The organism is Bordetella tumulicola, from assembly GCF_054779135.1.
In genome coordinates this window covers 241,637-257,664 of sequence record NZ_BAAGYU010000006.1, presented here as the reverse complement: position 1 = coordinate 257,664, position 16,028 = coordinate 241,637, and the positions used below count along the sequence as shown (strand labels likewise).

Here is a 16,028-nt window from a genome sequence, read left to right as displayed (position 1 = left end):
CAGCCCCGATCTCCACGATCTAGCCATTGCTGATCACACAGGAATGGCGCGATGTTGGCTCCGATCTGGCTGCGCGCCGCGCATCGCGGCGTGCCCACTTTTCTCGTGACGGCCCTTGTACTGGGTCAGTCCTCGATGGCGTTGGCCGAGTCCCCGGCGCAGCGTCAGGAGTTGGTCGCAGCGCTGCGCCAGCTCGACGCGCTGGAGCGCACCGTCGCCGACAGCGCTACGCATGCCCCCATCCAGCCGGGCGAGCGCTACCACTTCGATTACCCGAGGCTGCTGGCTGACCTGGCGCGCGTGCGCGCCGGCATCCAGGCCCATCTCACACCGTCGCGCGCCCAGCCGCGCGACGCCTCCGAACTGATCGGCGACTACCGCACGGAGCGGGTCGTCCCGCCATCACCGCCGACGACCACGGAGGGCAAGCCATGAACGGCGCCCAGGTCTCGGCATTTCAAGCCAACAGCGGCATCGCGCCTTCAGCGATGGCGACCGTCCTGGTCGGCGTCGTGTTCGCGGTCCTGCTCGTCTGGGGCGTCTGGGCCATGCGAACGGCCTACGTGGGGTGGTCCGAAAGCCGCCTCAACCAGCGCCAGTTCCTCGGCGTCTGCATCCGATTCGTCGCGATGTACCTCGTCCTGACTTTCTTCCTCCTCTCCTGACCTGAAAGGCATGACCATGCAAAACTGCATCCTCACTTCCCGTCTTGCCCAGCGCGCCACCGTGGCCCTGGGCACCGCAGCGCTGCCCGCCCTGTCGTTCGCGCAGGGTCTGCCGCAGTTGGAGAACCCGACCCGCGGCACAGGCAACGGCATCATGGAAACGATCCGCAACTACGGCTACGACATCATCATGCTCGTGGCTCTGCTGGTGGTGGCGTCCATGTTCATCGGCGTGTGCTACCACGCCTACGGGACCTACGCGGAAATCCACACAGGCCGCAAGACGTGGGGCCAGTTCGGCCTCACGGTCGCCATCGGCGCCGTCTTGCTCGTGATCGGCATCTGGCTGCTCACCGAAGCCACCGGCATCCTGTAAGCGAGGCCGGTATGTCCGAGCAGCAGCACGTCCGTGCGGACGGGACGGTCACGTTCCTTCCGCACCGGCTCAATCGACATCCCGTTGTGGTGCGCGGTCTCACCGCCGACGAGTTGTGGATCTGCTGCGGCCTGTCCGGCGCCGCCGGTCTGCTGGTCGGCGCACCGCTGTCGTGGGTGTTCCGCACGATCGCGCTAGCACCCACGTTCGTCGTCCTGGGCGTGGCCTTCGGCGTGTTCATCGGCGGCGGCATTCTTCGCCGCCTCAAGCGCGGGCGTCCCGACACCTGGCTGTATCGGCAACTGCAATGGCGCATTGCCACACGCCATCCGCTGATGGCGGGCTGGGTAGGCGGCCATGTGCTGATCTCGCGCTCCGGCTTCTGGACCACCCGAAGGAGCGCACGATGAGCCGCTTCAAGAACGAGATCACCCACCTGCAGGCGCACATCAAGACGCTTCGCCTGGGTGCTGGCGCCCTGATCATCGTCGCCCTGGTCATGGGTGGCGGCTGGTGGAGCGCTCCCCGCGATCTGACCATCCACGTTCCGCCTGACCTGCGCTCCGGCAGTACCAGGAAGTGGTGGGAAGTGCCGCCCGAATCGGTCTATGCGTTCACGTTCTACGTGTTCCAGACGCTCAACCGCTGGCCGACGAATGGCGAAGAGGACTACGCGCGCAACCTCCACACGCTCTCGCCGTACCTCACCCCATCCTGCCAGGCCTTCCTGCGCGCGGACTACGACTACCGCCGCAGCACGGGCGAGTTGCGCCAGCGCGTGCGCGGCATCTACGAAATCCCCGGCCGCGGCTACGGCGACGACCCCACGGCCCGCGTGCGCGTGGTTTCCGACCGCGACTGGGTAGTGACGCTGGACATCACCGCCGACGAGTACTACGGCGCCGAGCAAGTCAAGCGCGCTCTGGTGCGCTATCCCGTGAAGGTCACGCGGGTGGACGTCGATCCTGCCCGCAACCCGTTCGGCCTGGCGCTCGACTGCTATGAGGGCGCGCCCCAGCGCATCAGCACGCCGGAGCCGACGCGCCCGGCGTCTGGTGGCCTGTCTCCGCAAGCGCCCCAAGGAGAAACCCCATGAAGCATCCTGTACTCACGCTGCTGGGGCTGTTGGCCGTGGCCGCGGCTCCTGCTGTCCAGGCGGTGGAGATCCTGCGCTGGGAACGTATGCCGTTGGCGGTGCCGCTGAAGGTCGGCCAGGAGCGTATCGTGTTCATCGACCGCAACGTCCGCGTGGGCGTACCCTCGGGCGTCGGCGAGCGCCTACGGGTGCAGAGCGCGGGCGGCGCGGTGTACCTGCGCGCCAGCGAGCCGATCGAGCCCACGCGGCTGCAATTGCAGGACGCCGACACGGGCGCGCTGATCCTGCTGGACATTGCGGCGGAGCCAGCCAAGGACGGCGAAGCCGAGCTGGAACCAGTGCGCATCGTCGAGGGCAACAGCACCCCGGCGCGCTATGGCGATCAGCCCGGCGATGACAACGAAGCTCCGGCGCGCGCCCAGGACCAGGCAGGTGCGCGGGCGGCGCGACGCGAGACCCCGGTGCCGGTTGTCCTGACGCGCTTCGCCGCGCAGAACCTCTACGCTCCGCTGCGCACTGTGGAGCCGTTGCCCGGCGTCATGCGGGTGAACCTGCGTCGTGACCTCGACCTCGGCACGCTGATGCCGACGCTGCCCGTGCGCGCGGTCGCGCTCGCGTCGTGGCGTCTGGAAGACCAGTGGGTCACTGCCGTGCGACTGACCAACAACAGCAGCGGCTGGATCACTCTCGATCCGCGCATCCTGCAAGGCGATTTCCTCACCGCCACCTTCCAACACGAGGCACTTGGCCCGCGTGGCACGCCCGAGGACACGACCGTCCTGTACCTGGTGACGCGCGGGCGCGGCCTGGCGCAATCGCTGCTACCGGCGATCAACCGCTTCGACCCGGCCGTGCATCTCCCGCAACCGGAAGACCGCAAGGAGGCCCGCCATGCGCAGTAATGGACTCCTGAAGTGGCTGATGGTCCCGGTTGCCTTGCTGGTGCTGTTCGTTGCCATCCGGCTGTTCTCGGGTGGCAGCAGTTCGGCGCCACCGGCCGCGGATGCCGGTGCCAAGCTCACGCCAGCGGAAATGAAGGCGTTGGGCATCGAGGGCGATACCCCGCGCGACACCGTGGCGACGCTCGTTGCCCAAGTGAAGCAGTTGCGCACCGAGCTTCAGACCGCGCTCTCGGACAACAAATCCCAGCGCGAAGAAAACCAGCGACTGCGCCAGCGCGAGAACTCCATTGATCAGCGCATCAATTCGGCCCTCGACTCCGAGCGTACCAACCTGCGTCGCGACCAAGAGCAGGCAGCCAGCGCGCGCCAGCAGACCGAAGGGTTGCTTGCCGACCTGCAGCGGCGTCTGGACAGTATCGGCGGACGTGGCGGCGGCCATGCCGACCTGCCGGTGGGTCTGGGGCTGCGCGACGGCGACGAGGCCGGCATGGAAGGCGGCGTGCGATGGGTCGAACCCGACGATGCGAGGAAGGCCGAGGGGCGGAACAGCAGTCGTGGCACGGGTAGCGGCATGAGCTTCCCGACGAGCTTCGGCCCCGCGCAGAGCACGTTGGAAACCACGGCGGAAACCGTGGCGAACGCGGGCGCACGCGCAGCAGGCGTCAAGAGCGCCAAGGCGGTCTATACCGTACCGACCAATTCGACGCTGATGGGGTCGGTGGCGATGACGGCGCTGATCGGCCGCGTGCCGATCGACGGAACCGTTAACGATCCATACCCCTTCAAGGTGTTGGTCGGACCGGACAACCTGACCGCCAATGGCATCGACATTCCCGACGTGGCCGGTGCCGTGTTCAGCGGCACCGCATCGGGAGATTGGACGCTCTCGTGCGTGCGCGGCCAGGTGCGCAGCATCACCTTCGTCTTCCACGACGGCACGATCCGCACCATCCCCGAAGACCGCGACGGCAACCAGCAGAACAACCAGCAGCGAGACGGCCTGGGCTGGATCAGCGACCCATACGGCATTCCCTGCGTCAGCGGGGAGCGGCGCAGCAACGCCCAGCAGTACCTCGGCTCGCAAGCCCTGATTACCGCCGCCGGTGCCGGCGTCGCTTCGCTGATCGACAGCGACAGCGGCCAGATGTCCTACGTCGGCGCCGACGGCTCCATCGGGAGCGTCGGCATCTCGGGCAATGAAGCCGTGGGCCGCATCCTGGCCGGTGGCGTGCGCGACATGGCCGACTGGGTGAACAAGCTATACGGCCAGGCCTTCGCCGCCGTCTATGTCCAGCCCGGCGCGAAGGTCGCCGTCCACCTCGAAAAGCCGCTTGCCATCGACTTCGATCCCGAAGGCCGCAAGGTCGATCACCGCGCAGGAGAAAGCCATGCTCTCGAACTTGAATAAGGGCCTGGCGCTGGCCCTCGCCGTCGCGGTGCTCGGCGGCTGTGCCACCAGCAAGGAAAAGCTGCTCCCGCACGGCGACAGCACGATGATGGACATCTGGCAGCAGAACGCCGGCGACGGCAGCGGTGGCGCCGGCCAGGTGGCGCGCAGGCAATTGCTCGATGCACGCCAGAGCCTGCGCCGGCCGCTGACCGAGGCCGACGTGGAGGCCGCGCCCGCCGAACAGATGCGCTACACGCGCACGGCGCGAAACGAGGTCTATCGCCAGTTCCACCGCCTCCCGAACCCCGATCTTGTCATGTATGTGTACCCGCACCTGGCGGGTACCGACCCCGTGCCTGTTCCGGGCTACACGACAGTCTTCCCCCTGTACCAGCGCGTGCAGTACGCCATGCCGGGCGAGCGCGTGGAGGACTACTGATGCGCTGGAAACTCCCTTGGCCGAAGCTGGCTGCATCCGATGGTGGCAATGACGAGCAGCCGGACGGCTGGCAGCGCCACGTCGAGGCGTTGCGCCAAGCCGGCATCGCCGAACCCGGAGCGACGATCCAGGGCCGCAAGCCGGCGACCGTGGCGGACGAGCAGGCGCTGTACGACGTCGCGCAGTCGTTCGCGGAGCTGCTGCCGTGGGTGGAGTTCCTGCCGCCGTCGAAGTCCATGCTGCTGGAGGACGGGCAATCGGTCGCAGCCTTCTACGAGCTGGTCCCGCTGGGCACCGAAGGTCGGGAGCCTGGCTGGCTCGCGCATGCCCGCGATGCGCTCGAAAACGCGCTCCAGGATTCGTTCGATGAGCTGGACGAGAACCCCTGGGTGCTCCAGCTCTACGCCCAGGACGAACCCAGCTTCGACCAGTACATGCAGACCCTGCGCAACTACGTGCAGCCGCGCGCTCGCGGCACAGCCTTCACCGAGTTCTATCTTCGCTTCTTCGGCCACCACCTGCGCGCGGTGGCCAAGCCCGGCGGCCTGTTCGAGGACACGGTGGTCACGCGGTTGCGCTGGCGCGGCCAGACGCGGCGCGTGCGCATGGTGGTCTATCGCCGGGCCACCGGCCAGGCGAACCGCCGTGGCCAGACACCCGAGCAAATGCTGAACATCGTCTGCGATCGCCTTTGCGGCGGCCTGGCGAACGCCGGCATCCAGGCCCGGCGCATGGTCGCGGCCGATGTTCACGACTGGTTGCTGCGGTGGTTCAACCCACGCCCAACGATGCTCGGGCCAAGCGCTGAGAATCGAGAGCGCTTCTATGCGCTGGCCCGCTATCCCGACGAGGTGGAGGAAGGCGAGATCGAGCTGGCGAGTGGTCGGGATTTCAGCCAACGGCTGTTCTTCGGTCAGCCTCGCTCCGATGCCGGGCACGGTACCTGGTACTTCGACGGCATGCCGCACCGTGTGCTGGTCACCGACCGACTACGCATGCCGCCCGGTACGGGACACCTGACTGGCGAAACCCGCAAGGGCGATGCGATCAACACGCTTTTCGATCAGATGCCCGAAGACACCACGATGTGTCTGACCATGGTGGCGACGCCCCAGGACATCCTCGAATCGCACCTGAATCACCTGGCGAAGAAGGCTGTCGGCGAAACACTGGCATCGGAGCAGACGCTCAAGGATGTGCAGGAGGCGCGCTCGCTCATCGGCAGCGCGCACAAGCTCTACCGCGGCACGCTGGCCTTCTATCTGCGCGGGCGCGACGAAGCCGAGCTTGACAGGCGCGGCCTGGACCTCGCCAACGTGATGCTCAACGCGGGGTTGCAGCCCGTGCGCGAGGACGATGAAGTTGCGCCGCTCAACAGCTACCTGCGCTGGCTACCGTGCTGCTACAACCCTGCGCAGGATCGGCGGAACTGGTTCACCCAACTGATGTTCGCCCAGCATGTGGCGAATCTCTCGCCGGCGTGGGGACGCAGCCAGGGTACGGGCCATCCGGGCAACACGTTCTTCAACCGCGGTGGCGGGCCGATCACGTTTGATCCGCTGAACCGCTTGGACAGGCAGATGAACGCCCATCTGTTCCTATTCGGCCCCACCGGCTCGGGCAAGAGCGCAACGCTCAACAACCTCTTGAATCAGGTCACGGCCATCTACCGGCCGCGGCTGTTCATCGTGGAAGCCGGCAACAGCTTCGGCTTGTTCAGCGACTTCGCCAAGCGCCTGGGTCTGACCGTAAACCGGGTCAAGCTGGCTCCTGGCTCAGGCATCAGCCTGGCGCCGTTCGCCGACGCTCGCCGGCTGATCGAAACGCCCAGCAACGTGCAGACGCTTGATGCCGATGCACTGGATGAAGAATTGCCAGCCGATTCCTCGGTCATGGAGGAGGACGAGCAGCGCGACGTGCTGGGTGAACTGGAGATCACGGCACGGCTGATGATCACAGGCGGCGAGGACAAGGAAGAAGCCCGGATGACGCGGGCCGATCGCTCGCTGATCCGCCAGTGCATCCTCGATGCCGCCGAACACTGCGTGGCCGAGAAACGCACGGTGCTCACGCGCGACGTGCGCAACGCGCTGCGCACGCGCGGCCAGGACCCGACGCTGCCCGAGATGCGGCGCGTGCGGCTGCTGGAGATGGCGGACGCGATGGACATGTTCTGCCAAGGCACGGACGGCGAGATGTTCGATCGCGATGGCACGCCGTGGCCCGAGGCCGACATCACGCTGGTGGATCTCGCGACCTATGCCCGGGAGGGCTACAACGCGCAGCTCTCCATCGCCTACATCAGCCTGATCAGCACGGTGAACAACATCGCCGAGCGCGACCAGTACCTGGGCCGTCCGATCATCAATGTGACCGACGAAGGCCACATCATCACGAAGAACCCGCTGCTCGCGCCCTACGTTGTAAAAATTACAAAAATGTGGCGCAAGCTAGGGGCCTGGTTCTGGCTGGCTACACAAAATATCGACGATCTGCCGCGTGCCGCGGAGCCCATGCTCAACATGATTGAGTGGTGGATCTGCCTGTCGATGCCGCCCGATGAGGTCGAGAAGATTGCACGCTTCCGCGAACTCTCGCCCGCGCAGAAAGCGCTGATGCTCTCGGCGCGCAAAGAAGCGGGCAAGTTCACCGAGGGCGTCATCCTTTCCAAGAGCATGGAAGTGCTGTTCCGTGCCGTGCCGCCCAGCCTGTACTTGGCGTTGGCGCAGACCGAACCCGAAGAGAAGGCCGAGCGCTACCAGCTCATGCAGCACTACGGCTGCACCGAACTGGAAGCGGCCTTCAAGGTGGCCGAGAAGATCGACCAGGCGCGCGGCATCGAGTCGCCGGCCTTGGAACTGTCGTAAGACGGAGAACGCCATGGAACAGAAACGTCCTTCCATTCCGATGCAGGTCCAGGCGTTCCGCCGCCGCAACGGGCGGCCCCGCTGGCCCTGGGCATTGGTTGCTGTGCTGGTCGCGCTGCTGCTGATCTGGCTTGTGCCGAGGTCGCCCGGCGAATCCCCGCCGCAGCCGCCCACGCCGGTCAGCATGGCACCGGTGGCCGGGCCGCCCTGGCTAATGGGCAACCCCAAAGGCCGTTTCACGCTGACGCTCTATGCCGACCTGGAGTGCCCGTTCTGCCGGGAATATTTTCCGCAGCTCAAACGGTGGGTGGGCACCAACGCCGACGTGGCGCTGCAATGGCACCACCAGCCGCTAGCCGCGCACGAGCCGGCCGCGTCGGCCGAGGCACGTCTGGCCGAATGCGCAGCCGAAGCTGGCGGGCATGCCGCGTTCTGGCAGGCGGTCGAATGGGTCTATGCCCACACGCGCAGCGACGGCCTGGGCTTGCCGGATGGCTTGCGCTACCCCGAATCGACGCCAGCCATCGAGCAGTGCATGTCAAGCGAAAGGTCCAGTGCCGCTATCCGCGCCCAGGCCGCGGAAGCCACCAAGAGCGGCGTTACCGCCACACCGTCACTGCGTCTGCTTGATCGCGAGACGGGCCAGGCCATCCTGCTGCAGGGACCAATCGAGGGCGACGCCTTGTTGTCTGCCATGGACATGCTGACGGCTGACGGTCCGACCGGCACACCCACATCCGAAATGCCTGCCGACGTCGTCGGCGACATGCCCAGGTAGCCCCGGTCTTCAAGGCTACGGCGCAGTCCGCTGCGCTGACCGCAACCCGTTCGCCTCGCATCCTGGTCGCGAACGATCGCCGCTGCCGCGGTGATGGATGCACCTTGTTCGTTCCCTAGGAGGGCTGGCCCTCCTAGGGCGCGCGCCCTCCGATCTCACCGTCTGGAGGTTCGCCATGTCTTTTGTCGTCAACGACTCCTGCCCGGAGTCGCTTTCCGTCACCGCTGCCCAACACGAGGACTGGATCATCCAGCAAGCCATCGTGCTGCTGGAGAGGCGGGTTTTCAAAGCTGGACCGTGCCTCAGCCGACCGGCCGCTGTGCGGGACTATCTGCGCGTGAAACTGGTCGCTGAACCCAACGAGATATTCGCCGCTGTGTTCCTGGACAGCATGCACCAGGTGCTGGCCTACGAGCCATTGTTCAGGGGCACGATCAACTCGACTTCTGTTTATCCACGTGTCGTCGTACAGCGTGTGCTGGAGTTGAACGCCGCCGCGGTGGTCTTCGCGCACCAGCACCCCTCGGGCATCTCCGAGCCGTCGAGCGCGGATCGTGTGCTGACCCAGCAACTGCAGGCCGCGCTGGCGCTCATCGATGTACGGGTACTGGATCACATCATCGTAGGCCAAGGTTCCCCGTTCTCCTTTGCGGAGTCAGGCCTGCTGTAACGGTCGCATTGCTTCATTGATCCCCGCGGAGGCTTCGGCCTCCGTTTTTTTATGGCGCGGGACAAGCAGGTATGCGGGCAGCCCGCGATGCGCATTGTTTGTTGGGGTGGCATCGGGTTCGCGTTTGACTATGGCCCTGATCAACTTTCGGGGCACGCGACATGCCGGCATCCTTTTCCACGTTCGCGTCGGGCTGGCGAACCCTTGGTCTCGTCGTGGCGCTGCCGGCGTCCCTGGCCGTGTTCAGCCCCGTCGCCTTCGCAGCCGACGTACTGGTCGTCACCGACAGCCACCACCCGGTCAAGACCATGGGCGGCGAGCGGCTGATCGAGCTGGACGAAGCCCGCCGGATTGAAGCGGAGCTTTCTGCGGAACTGCCCGCCGCCCCCGAACAGGCGGCGGCCACCGTCAAGCGTCGGCTGAGCCAAGGCGGCGCCGACCTACAGCGCCGCATCGCTTCCGCATACCAGGGCGTCACCGACGCATGGAGCCTGGGCATCACCAGCATCCCGGCTGTCGTGGTGGATCAGCGCTACGTGGTCTATGGCGAGCCGGATGTGGCCCGCGCTGTCGCGCGCATCGAGCAGCGTCGGAGGACCCAGCCATGACGCGACCATTCGACCTGATGCGCCGCATGCGGGCCGGCGTGGCTTCCTTGCTGCTGCTCAGCGCCACGGGTAGCTACGCCTTGAACACCACCGCCATCGTTGCCTCGGTGGCCTCGCCCGATTGCTTGGAGTACCGGGTGGTAGGTATCTGCTACTGGCTCTACTGCACCTGGGGAGGATGCACGGTGCGCACCTCTGTCAAGGTGCGCCACTACATCCCCGATGCGGTCGTCTCCAGCTACAGCAACACGGGCGAGAACCCGTGGGTCGAAGTCCGGGCGATGAGTACGGCCAATCCGTCCGCCCAAGCGGGGGGCGATGGAACGACGAACGAGGATCACGAAAACAATCTTGCGAAATTCAAGAACGCCGACGTGATCGGCCATCCCGGCGTCGAGGTGTTCAACCAGTTTGTTTCGTCCTCGGGCTACTTCTGCGAGGGCGCAGGAACGGCATTCATGCCGTATCTGCTCAGCACCTTGGACACGCTTGCCTGGCGCTACAACGTGCCCGAGATGGCCTACCCGGAGGCATTGATTCCCGGCATGCGCGAGGTCGGCGCACGCACCACGATGAACCTTTGGGGCAACGTGTATCCCCGCGGCGGCTTCCTGCACCAGACCGACGACCACAAATCGGGGGCCGTGGTGGCCCAGCGTGCGGGAGATATCGTCACTCGCCGGGGGCAGTTGCACGTGTACCAGCCGCTGCTTGCCAACGCCCGCGATGGCTACTGGCCCGCCGGCGCGCTGATGGAGGGTGATGCCTCGACTGGCAAGTGGCAGGAACTCACGCCCGTCCTGTCCTCGTCTTGCACGGTTTTCCCACGCACCGGCTTCCTGACCCAGGCCCAGCAAGGCGACTACGCCTGGGCACTGTGGCGGCCGTATGCCTGCTGCGAACGCCGTGGACAGGTGTTCCTTGGAAGCGTTGATTTCCTTTGAGGTGCCGCGATGAAGCGTTTCGACTCTATGCAGTTCTCCCCTCCGGCTCGTGGCAAGAGGATCTGTTTGGCGCTCACCGGCGCGTTGGTTCTGGCAAGCGGCGTGGCCTGGGGCCAACTGGGCTACCAGACCAGCGGCAACGTCATCGGCGATGACGTCATGTACTCCATCGGCGGCGGCAGCGCCGTTTCGATGGGTCGCGCAGCCGGCATGCGCTCGCTCGGCGTGGGTGTCGGCTGGAACAGCAATCTGATCTGCGGTGACATGAGCATCCAGACCACGTTGAAAAATCAGCTCAACGGCGTGACCAATGGCTTTCAGCAGATCATGTCCTCGGTGATCCAGAGTGCTACGAGTGCTGTGGCCTCCCTGCCGGCGTTGATCATCCAACGGGCTGATCCGGGCCTCTACAACCTGCTCACCAACGGCGTTCTGCAAGCGCGGCTGGATTTCGACCGCTCGAAGCTGACGTGCCGCGCCATGGCCGAAAAGATGGCCGAAACGGCCGGCGGCCAGCTCGGCTGGAGCCAGATGGCAGAGGGGTTGGCACTGCGCGATGCTGTTTCGAGCACGGATGCCGTCTCGGCCGTCGAGCAAGCCGAGACGCGCCGTGGCAACGACGGCGTGCCTTGGGTCGGGGGAAGCAATGCCGGCGGCTCCGGTCAGCCCGCGATCAAGGTGGTCGGCGACGTCACCCGCGCGGGCTACAACCTGGTCAATGGCCGCGGTGTGACCGACACATCGGCAATCGCACCGGCAAGTTGCGCGAGCCTGTCGTGCCAGACCTGGACCACGCCGCAAGCGGCCGTCGAGTGGGCGACGCGGGTGCTCGGCGAGAAGGAGCAGCGCACCTGCGACGCCTGCACCAAGACGGAGACGGTGCCCGGCGTCGGGCTGACGCCGCTGATCCAGGATGAGTACGATGCCAAGCTGCAGGCGCTCCAGGACCTGGTCTCCAAGGCGAAGAACACGACGCCCGAAAACCTGCGCGAGGCCGGCAGCGCGTCGCTGCCCATCACACGCGGAGTGATCGAGGCACTGCGCGACGAGCCGGACCAGCACCTGCTGTCGCAGCGCCTGGCGTCCGAGGTTGCGCTGGCGTCGGTGCTGGAGAAAGCGCTACTGCTGCAACGCACGCTGCTGACCGGCAAGAAAGAGCCCAACGTGGCGGCCAACCAGCTCGCCGTGGAAGCTGTGAACCACGAGAGCGACACGCTCGATCGCGAGATCCGCAACCTCAAGACCGAGCTGGAGCTGCGCCGGGAGCTGGCAAACAATTCGCCCATGGCGATCATCCAGCGCCACGGCACGCGCGCGGCGGGCTCGCGTGGGATCTACGAAGGCGATCCGGTGCCTGACCGCCTCGATCAGTTGCAGAAGGGCAATCCGGGAGGCCGGCCATGAGCCCGATGCGTGCGGCCTGGCTGCGCCCGCGCTGGCTGTTCAGCCGGCGCGCAGCAAAGGCGCTGCTGTGGACGGTGGTACTCGCGGCCGTCGCCGTGTGCGCCAACATCGTTGGCATCTACCTCGTCGGAAGCGTCGCAGGCTGGGAGCGTTGGCTGGCGGCAGCAGCGGGCTACTTCCTGGTCTGGCGGCTGTGCCTGTACGGCGCGACGGCCTACGGCTGGGTCTGGATGCGTCGCCGACTGCTGGCGCGCGAGGACGACGCGCAAGCGCGGCGCCGCCTGGTGCGCAGCGAGATCGCCGGCGTCGTTGCCATCGTGGCGCTTGAAGCCAGCCTGTTGATGCAGGGCTGAGGGGAGATCCGAGCCATGACGCTTTTCGCGACCGACTACCTGGAGTACTACCTGACCCTGGTTTCCTGGATCGTCAACAACGGCATCTGGGCGGTACTGGTATCCAGCGGGGTATTCGCACTGCCCTTCGTGGCGATCATCGTGCAGGAATGGCTCAAGGCCCGTGGGGAGGGTGCAGACGAAGGCAATAAGGGCGTGCTCTCGGCCGCACGCATTGAGAACCGGGTGTTCGTCGCCATCGTGGTCGTGATGTTCGCCGGCATCCCCTTCATCGACGTGGACCTCAACACCATTCAGTACGACAGCTCGCGCTCGGCTCAATGCCAGGTCAGCGTGCCGCAGCCCACGGATACCGGCTGGTCCCAGTCCTTCAGCACCATCAACAACCAGAGTGCCAAGGTGCCGGTCTGGTGGGCATTCATGCACGCGCTCTCGCGCGCCGTCACCAGTGCCTCGGTGGCAGCGATCCCGTGCGGAACAGACCTGCGACAGATGCGCATGGAGATCGACGCTACCCGCATCAACGACCCGGTGCTGGCTCAGGAAGTGGCCGATTTCACACACGACTGCTACGGGCCAGCACGCGCTAAATTGTTCATGGCGCGACCGGAGCTGGACGAAGCTCAAATGAACGACGTGACATGGATCGGTTCGAGGTTTTTCACGGACACCGGCGGCTACTACGACAGCTACCGCTCCAGCACGGCGCGCGAGTCATGGCCCTATGACGACACTCGCGACGCAGGGCTTGCGCAGGTGGCCAGTGGCGGCGGCTACCCGACTTGCAGGCAGTGGTGGGCCGATGGCAGCAACGGCCTGCGAGCACGGCTGCTGAGCCAGGTGGACCCCAGCCTGTTGAATCGCTTGGCGGGCTGGGCCGGGTTCCTCAGCCGTACCGAGGTGGACGATTCGGTGGTCCGTACCATCGCGTCACCGCGACAGCAGAAGCTCAACCAGGGTTCGGTCTATACCGACTACGGCGGCCAGATCGACAAGACCCTGCCGAACATCGTGACGCGGGCCACGGGGGACGTAGGAATGGCGGTCGGGGCACTTGCCGCATTCCCTGCCATGGACGTGGTGCGCCAGGCGCTGCCCATGGTGCTTGCCTTGCTCAAGATGGCGCTGGTCATCTGCATCCCGCTCGTGCTGGTCGTCGGCACCTATGACCTGAAGACGGTCGTCACCGTCAGCGTCGTGCAGTTCGCGCTGTTCTTCACCGATTTCTGGTTCCAACTCGCTCGCTGGATCGACAGCACCATCCTCGATGCGCTCTATGGGTGGGGCTTCGGCTGGAACCGGCCGCACACTAACTTCGATCCGCTGGTGGGGTTGAACAATGCCTTTGGCGACCTGCTCCTGATGTTCGTCATGGGCACGATGTTCCTGGTCTTGCCGGGTTTTTGGCTTGCGAGCCTTACTTGGGTTGGGATTCGGGCTGGACACGTCATCCAAGGGCTTTCGGATGGCAGCAAGAGTGCCGGCCAAGCAGGCGGTAAGGGCGCTGGGGCCCTTACCGGAGGTAAGCTGAAGTAGCGCGGCGCCGGTCAGTCGTCGGTGTACAACTCGTGCGACGTATCGTTGTACAGGTTGGGATCGTAGCCCGGCGTCTTGCGCAGTTCGGTGAGGTCGGTGAAAGGCCACTCGTCTTCATCCGAGGTATTGGCAGCAGCAGCCCATCCCGCCACCACGACTCCCAACAACACGAGTGCGAACCAGAAGGCGACGTAGAGCAGCGCGCCCAGCACAGCCAGCTTGACCGCCCACAGCAGCACTGTGGCACCAACCGAAGGCACCCCTTTGACCATCAACCAATTCGATACCCGCCGTTCGCCACGCGCATAGGCACGCCATACACGGCCAAATGCGCGGCCGATACGTTCTGCGGTGCTGGTACGAGTTGTGGTGTTCATGGTCGTCTCCTGCTACTGAGGGATGTCTATTCCAGGGTGCTCCACTTCATTCCGTTTCAGGCTTCAATGTGTTTTCTCGCTGCTTCAGGACGCTTCGTCATCCGGTTCCACCGGGCCCGGGTCGGGTTCCACGCCGATGCGGTAGGTGGCAACGAAACGCGGCCAATCCACATGGTCAACCAGATCGATGTCCTCGATGACGCTGACCTTCGCTCCCGCACGCTCGAACAGGGCGATGCTCTTGGCGGGATAGTTGTTGCGCGACGGATAGAGCACTCCGTCGAACAGAGGTTGGCCGTCGTCGCCGACCATCGCATGCACCTGAGCGGACACCTGCTGCGTGTGCGTGTAGTCGCGGCTGGCCAACTGCTCCAGGTTCAGGCCAAAGTAGCCCGCCATGACGCTCGGTGCCGTGAGATCGGCCAGAAGCACGTCGGCCACCACCCCTACAGCGCGCACCATCCTGCCCTGGACTTCTTTCAATGCGATCGAGCGCTTCGCGTCATCAAGCCACTGATGCTTGTGAAACACCGACTCCATCAACGCCGTGGGCAGGTCGCGCCCCAGGTAGAGCACGCCGTAGGCTCGGGCCGGGTCGTCGTAGCGATTGGTGCTGCTGCGACCATAGTACAGCGGGCTGCCCCGATAGACGACGCGGCTCACATGCTGGAGCAGTTCACCGGCATCGATCAGAAAAGAAGGCAGCTCGTGGTTCATGGCAGTCTCGCTTCAATGCACCTGAACGCCCAGCACGTTAAACACGGCCTCGGCCACGGCGTCGATCGTGCCATGCGTCACCGCATCCACCGGCGAGCGACCGCCCAAGCCTTCGAGCGGTTCGGACAGTGCGCGGTAGATCGTCCAGTGATCGATACCCTCGACCTCCTGAAGCACGGTTTGGGTCAACTGCTGCTTTACCGGGTCGAGCTGCCAGTCGGGCAGCTTCTGACCGCGCGGCCCCACGTTCAGCGCCAGCAGCCGACGCGCGAGGATGTCCTTGTAGATCTGCTGGCGCGACTTGTCCGCCAGCTTGGCGAACTCCGCGGGCGGCAGGTTGTGCGGCTGGTTGAAGGTTTCCAGTAGCACCGCACGGCCTCGCTGGACGTCGGTTTCATTCGGTGCCCAGCGCGTGTCGGCGCGCAGCGCGGCCGCCTTGCGTGCAAGGGCCTGCCCAACGGTCTCCCCCTGCAAGTTGGCGGGCAGTGTTACCGCTTCCACGCGCTCGTGGACGAACGCCTGCAACTCGGCCGCGAAAGCCGTGGCATCCCGGATTTCGACGGTATCCGCGAAGCGGCGTACATCTTCCACCGTGACGCGCGGCAGACGGTCGGCAATGAATTCAATGGCAGTGGGCATGGTCATCTCCCAAGTAGGTTTGAGACAGGTTTCACTCTAGTCGCCTTTGTCGCGTTTGTCAACTTTGACGCCTAGAAAGCAACCTACCCGGCGGAAGCAGCGCCTTCGCAGCATAGACCGAGGCCAGCGCCTGGTCGCCGTCCAATGCATTCGAGCGGGTTCCACATTGACGGTGGAGCCGCGATCCAGGCCCCGCTATACCGAAACGGTTAAAGGCCAAAGGGTCGAAATGGCAAGGGAATGGGGTGCAAGGGGAAAGGCCCTACC

At 65.4% G+C, this 16,028-nt stretch carries 19 protein-coding genes; 16 read left to right on the top strand and 3 right to left on the bottom strand.

Annotated elements, in window-relative coordinates; genetic code table 11:
- Nucleotides 1-51 precede the first annotated feature (51 nt).
- The 16 genes from ACYVDM_RS05155 to ACYVDM_RS05080 all read left to right on the top strand — a co-directional run bounded on the left by ACYVDM_RS05155 (nucleotide 52) and on the right by ACYVDM_RS05080 (nucleotide 14,028).
- On the top strand, nucleotides 52-435 hold the full coding sequence (locus ACYVDM_RS05155; protein WP_009459674.1) for an integrative conjugative element protein, RAQPRD family: 384 nt from the start codon (nucleotides 52-54) through the stop codon (nucleotides 433-435).
- Nucleotides 432-665: a TIGR03758 family integrating conjugative element protein gene (locus tag ACYVDM_RS05150; protein ID WP_009459672.1), complete on the top strand. Its 234-nt coding sequence runs from the start codon at nucleotides 432-434 to the stop codon at nucleotides 663-665. Before ACYVDM_RS05155 ends, ACYVDM_RS05150 begins: the two co-directional genes overlap by 4 nt.
- A 16-nt stretch (nucleotides 666-681) precedes the next feature.
- Nucleotides 682-1,041 carry a TIGR03745 family integrating conjugative element membrane protein gene (locus tag ACYVDM_RS05145; protein WP_009459670.1) on the top strand — a complete coding sequence of 120 codons (360 nt, stop codon included), beginning with the start codon at nucleotides 682-684 and terminating at the stop codon, nucleotides 1,039-1,041.
- Between the two features lie 11 nt (nucleotides 1,042-1,052).
- Nucleotides 1,053-1,451, top strand: a complete 399-nt coding sequence (locus ACYVDM_RS05140) for a TIGR03750 family conjugal transfer protein (RefSeq protein ID WP_009459668.1) — start codon at nucleotides 1,053-1,055, stop codon at nucleotides 1,449-1,451.
- Nucleotides 1,448-2,137: a PFL_4703 family integrating conjugative element protein gene (locus ACYVDM_RS05135; protein ID WP_009459666.1), complete on the top strand. Its 690-nt coding sequence runs from the start codon at nucleotides 1,448-1,450 to the stop codon at nucleotides 2,135-2,137. The genes ACYVDM_RS05140 and ACYVDM_RS05135 overlap by 4 nt, the downstream gene beginning before the upstream one ends.
- Nucleotides 2,134-3,039, top strand: coding sequence for a TIGR03749 family integrating conjugative element protein (locus tag ACYVDM_RS05130; protein WP_009459665.1), 906 nt, complete (start codon nucleotides 2,134-2,136; stop codon nucleotides 3,037-3,039). Before ACYVDM_RS05135 ends, ACYVDM_RS05130 begins: the two co-directional genes overlap by 4 nt.
- The gene (locus ACYVDM_RS05125; protein ID WP_009459664.1) at nucleotides 3,029-4,447 is read left to right on the top strand and encodes a TIGR03752 family integrating conjugative element protein; all 1,419 of its coding nucleotides are present in this window, start codon (nucleotides 3,029-3,031) and stop codon (nucleotides 4,445-4,447) included. Before ACYVDM_RS05130 ends, ACYVDM_RS05125 begins: the two co-directional genes overlap by 11 nt.
- Complete coding sequence (locus ACYVDM_RS05120) at nucleotides 4,428-4,868, top strand: TIGR03751 family conjugal transfer lipoprotein (protein WP_009459662.1); 441 nt, start codon at nucleotides 4,428-4,430, stop codon at nucleotides 4,866-4,868. The genes ACYVDM_RS05125 and ACYVDM_RS05120 overlap by 20 nt, the downstream gene beginning before the upstream one ends.
- Nucleotides 4,868-7,735, top strand: coding sequence for a conjugative transfer ATPase (locus ACYVDM_RS05115; RefSeq protein WP_019726341.1), 2,868 nt, complete (start codon nucleotides 4,868-4,870; stop codon nucleotides 7,733-7,735). The genes ACYVDM_RS05120 and ACYVDM_RS05115 overlap by 1 nt, the downstream gene beginning before the upstream one ends.
- A 13-nt stretch (nucleotides 7,736-7,748) precedes the next feature.
- Nucleotides 7,749-8,513: a DsbA family protein gene (locus ACYVDM_RS05110; protein WP_009459652.1), complete on the top strand. Its 765-nt coding sequence runs from the start codon at nucleotides 7,749-7,751 to the stop codon at nucleotides 8,511-8,513.
- Nucleotides 8,514-8,688: 175 nt separating this feature from the next.
- Nucleotides 8,689-9,183 (top strand): RadC family protein, encoded by a 495-nt coding sequence (gene radC, locus ACYVDM_RS05105; RefSeq protein ID WP_009459650.1) that lies wholly within the window; start codon nucleotides 8,689-8,691, stop codon nucleotides 9,181-9,183.
- A gap of 161 nt (nucleotides 9,184-9,344) precedes the next feature.
- Entirely contained in the window at nucleotides 9,345-9,791 is a 447-nt protein-coding gene (locus ACYVDM_RS05100) for a TIGR03757 family integrating conjugative element protein (RefSeq protein ID WP_009459649.1), read from the top strand.
- Nucleotides 9,788-10,735, top strand: a complete 948-nt coding sequence (locus ACYVDM_RS05095) for a TIGR03756 family integrating conjugative element protein (RefSeq protein ID WP_019726343.1) — start codon at nucleotides 9,788-9,790, stop codon at nucleotides 10,733-10,735. The genes ACYVDM_RS05100 and ACYVDM_RS05095 overlap by 4 nt, the downstream gene beginning before the upstream one ends.
- A 9-nt stretch (nucleotides 10,736-10,744) precedes the next feature.
- Nucleotides 10,745-12,139, top strand: coding sequence for an integrating conjugative element protein (locus tag ACYVDM_RS05090; RefSeq protein WP_009459646.1), 1,395 nt, complete (start codon nucleotides 10,745-10,747; stop codon nucleotides 12,137-12,139).
- Nucleotides 12,136-12,492: a hypothetical protein gene (locus ACYVDM_RS05085; protein ID WP_009459645.1), complete on the top strand. Its 357-nt coding sequence runs from the start codon at nucleotides 12,136-12,138 to the stop codon at nucleotides 12,490-12,492. The genes ACYVDM_RS05090 and ACYVDM_RS05085 overlap by 4 nt, the downstream gene beginning before the upstream one ends.
- A 15-nt stretch (nucleotides 12,493-12,507) precedes the next feature.
- On the top strand, nucleotides 12,508-14,028 hold the full coding sequence (locus ACYVDM_RS05080) for a conjugal transfer protein TraG N-terminal domain-containing protein (protein ID WP_019726345.1): 1,521 nt from the start codon (nucleotides 12,508-12,510) through the stop codon (nucleotides 14,026-14,028).
- A gap of 11 nt (nucleotides 14,029-14,039) precedes the next feature.
- Here ACYVDM_RS05080 and ACYVDM_RS05075 read toward each other — a convergent pair whose 3' ends face one another.
- The 3 genes from ACYVDM_RS05075 to ACYVDM_RS05065 form a co-directional block, all read right to left on the bottom strand.
- Nucleotides 14,040-14,405, bottom strand: a complete 366-nt coding sequence (locus tag ACYVDM_RS05075) for a DUF3742 family protein (RefSeq protein ID WP_009459638.1) — start codon at nucleotides 14,403-14,405, stop codon at nucleotides 14,040-14,042.
- Between the two features lie 84 nt (nucleotides 14,406-14,489).
- Entirely contained in the window at nucleotides 14,490-15,122 is a 633-nt protein-coding gene (locus ACYVDM_RS05070) for an RES family NAD+ phosphorylase (RefSeq protein WP_009459636.1), read from the bottom strand.
- A 12-nt stretch (nucleotides 15,123-15,134) separates the two neighbouring features.
- A complete protein-coding gene (locus tag ACYVDM_RS05065; RefSeq protein WP_009459635.1) occupies nucleotides 15,135-15,761 on the bottom strand; it encodes a hypothetical protein in 627 nt (208 codons plus the stop codon).
- Nucleotides 15,762-16,028 lie beyond the last annotated feature (267 nt).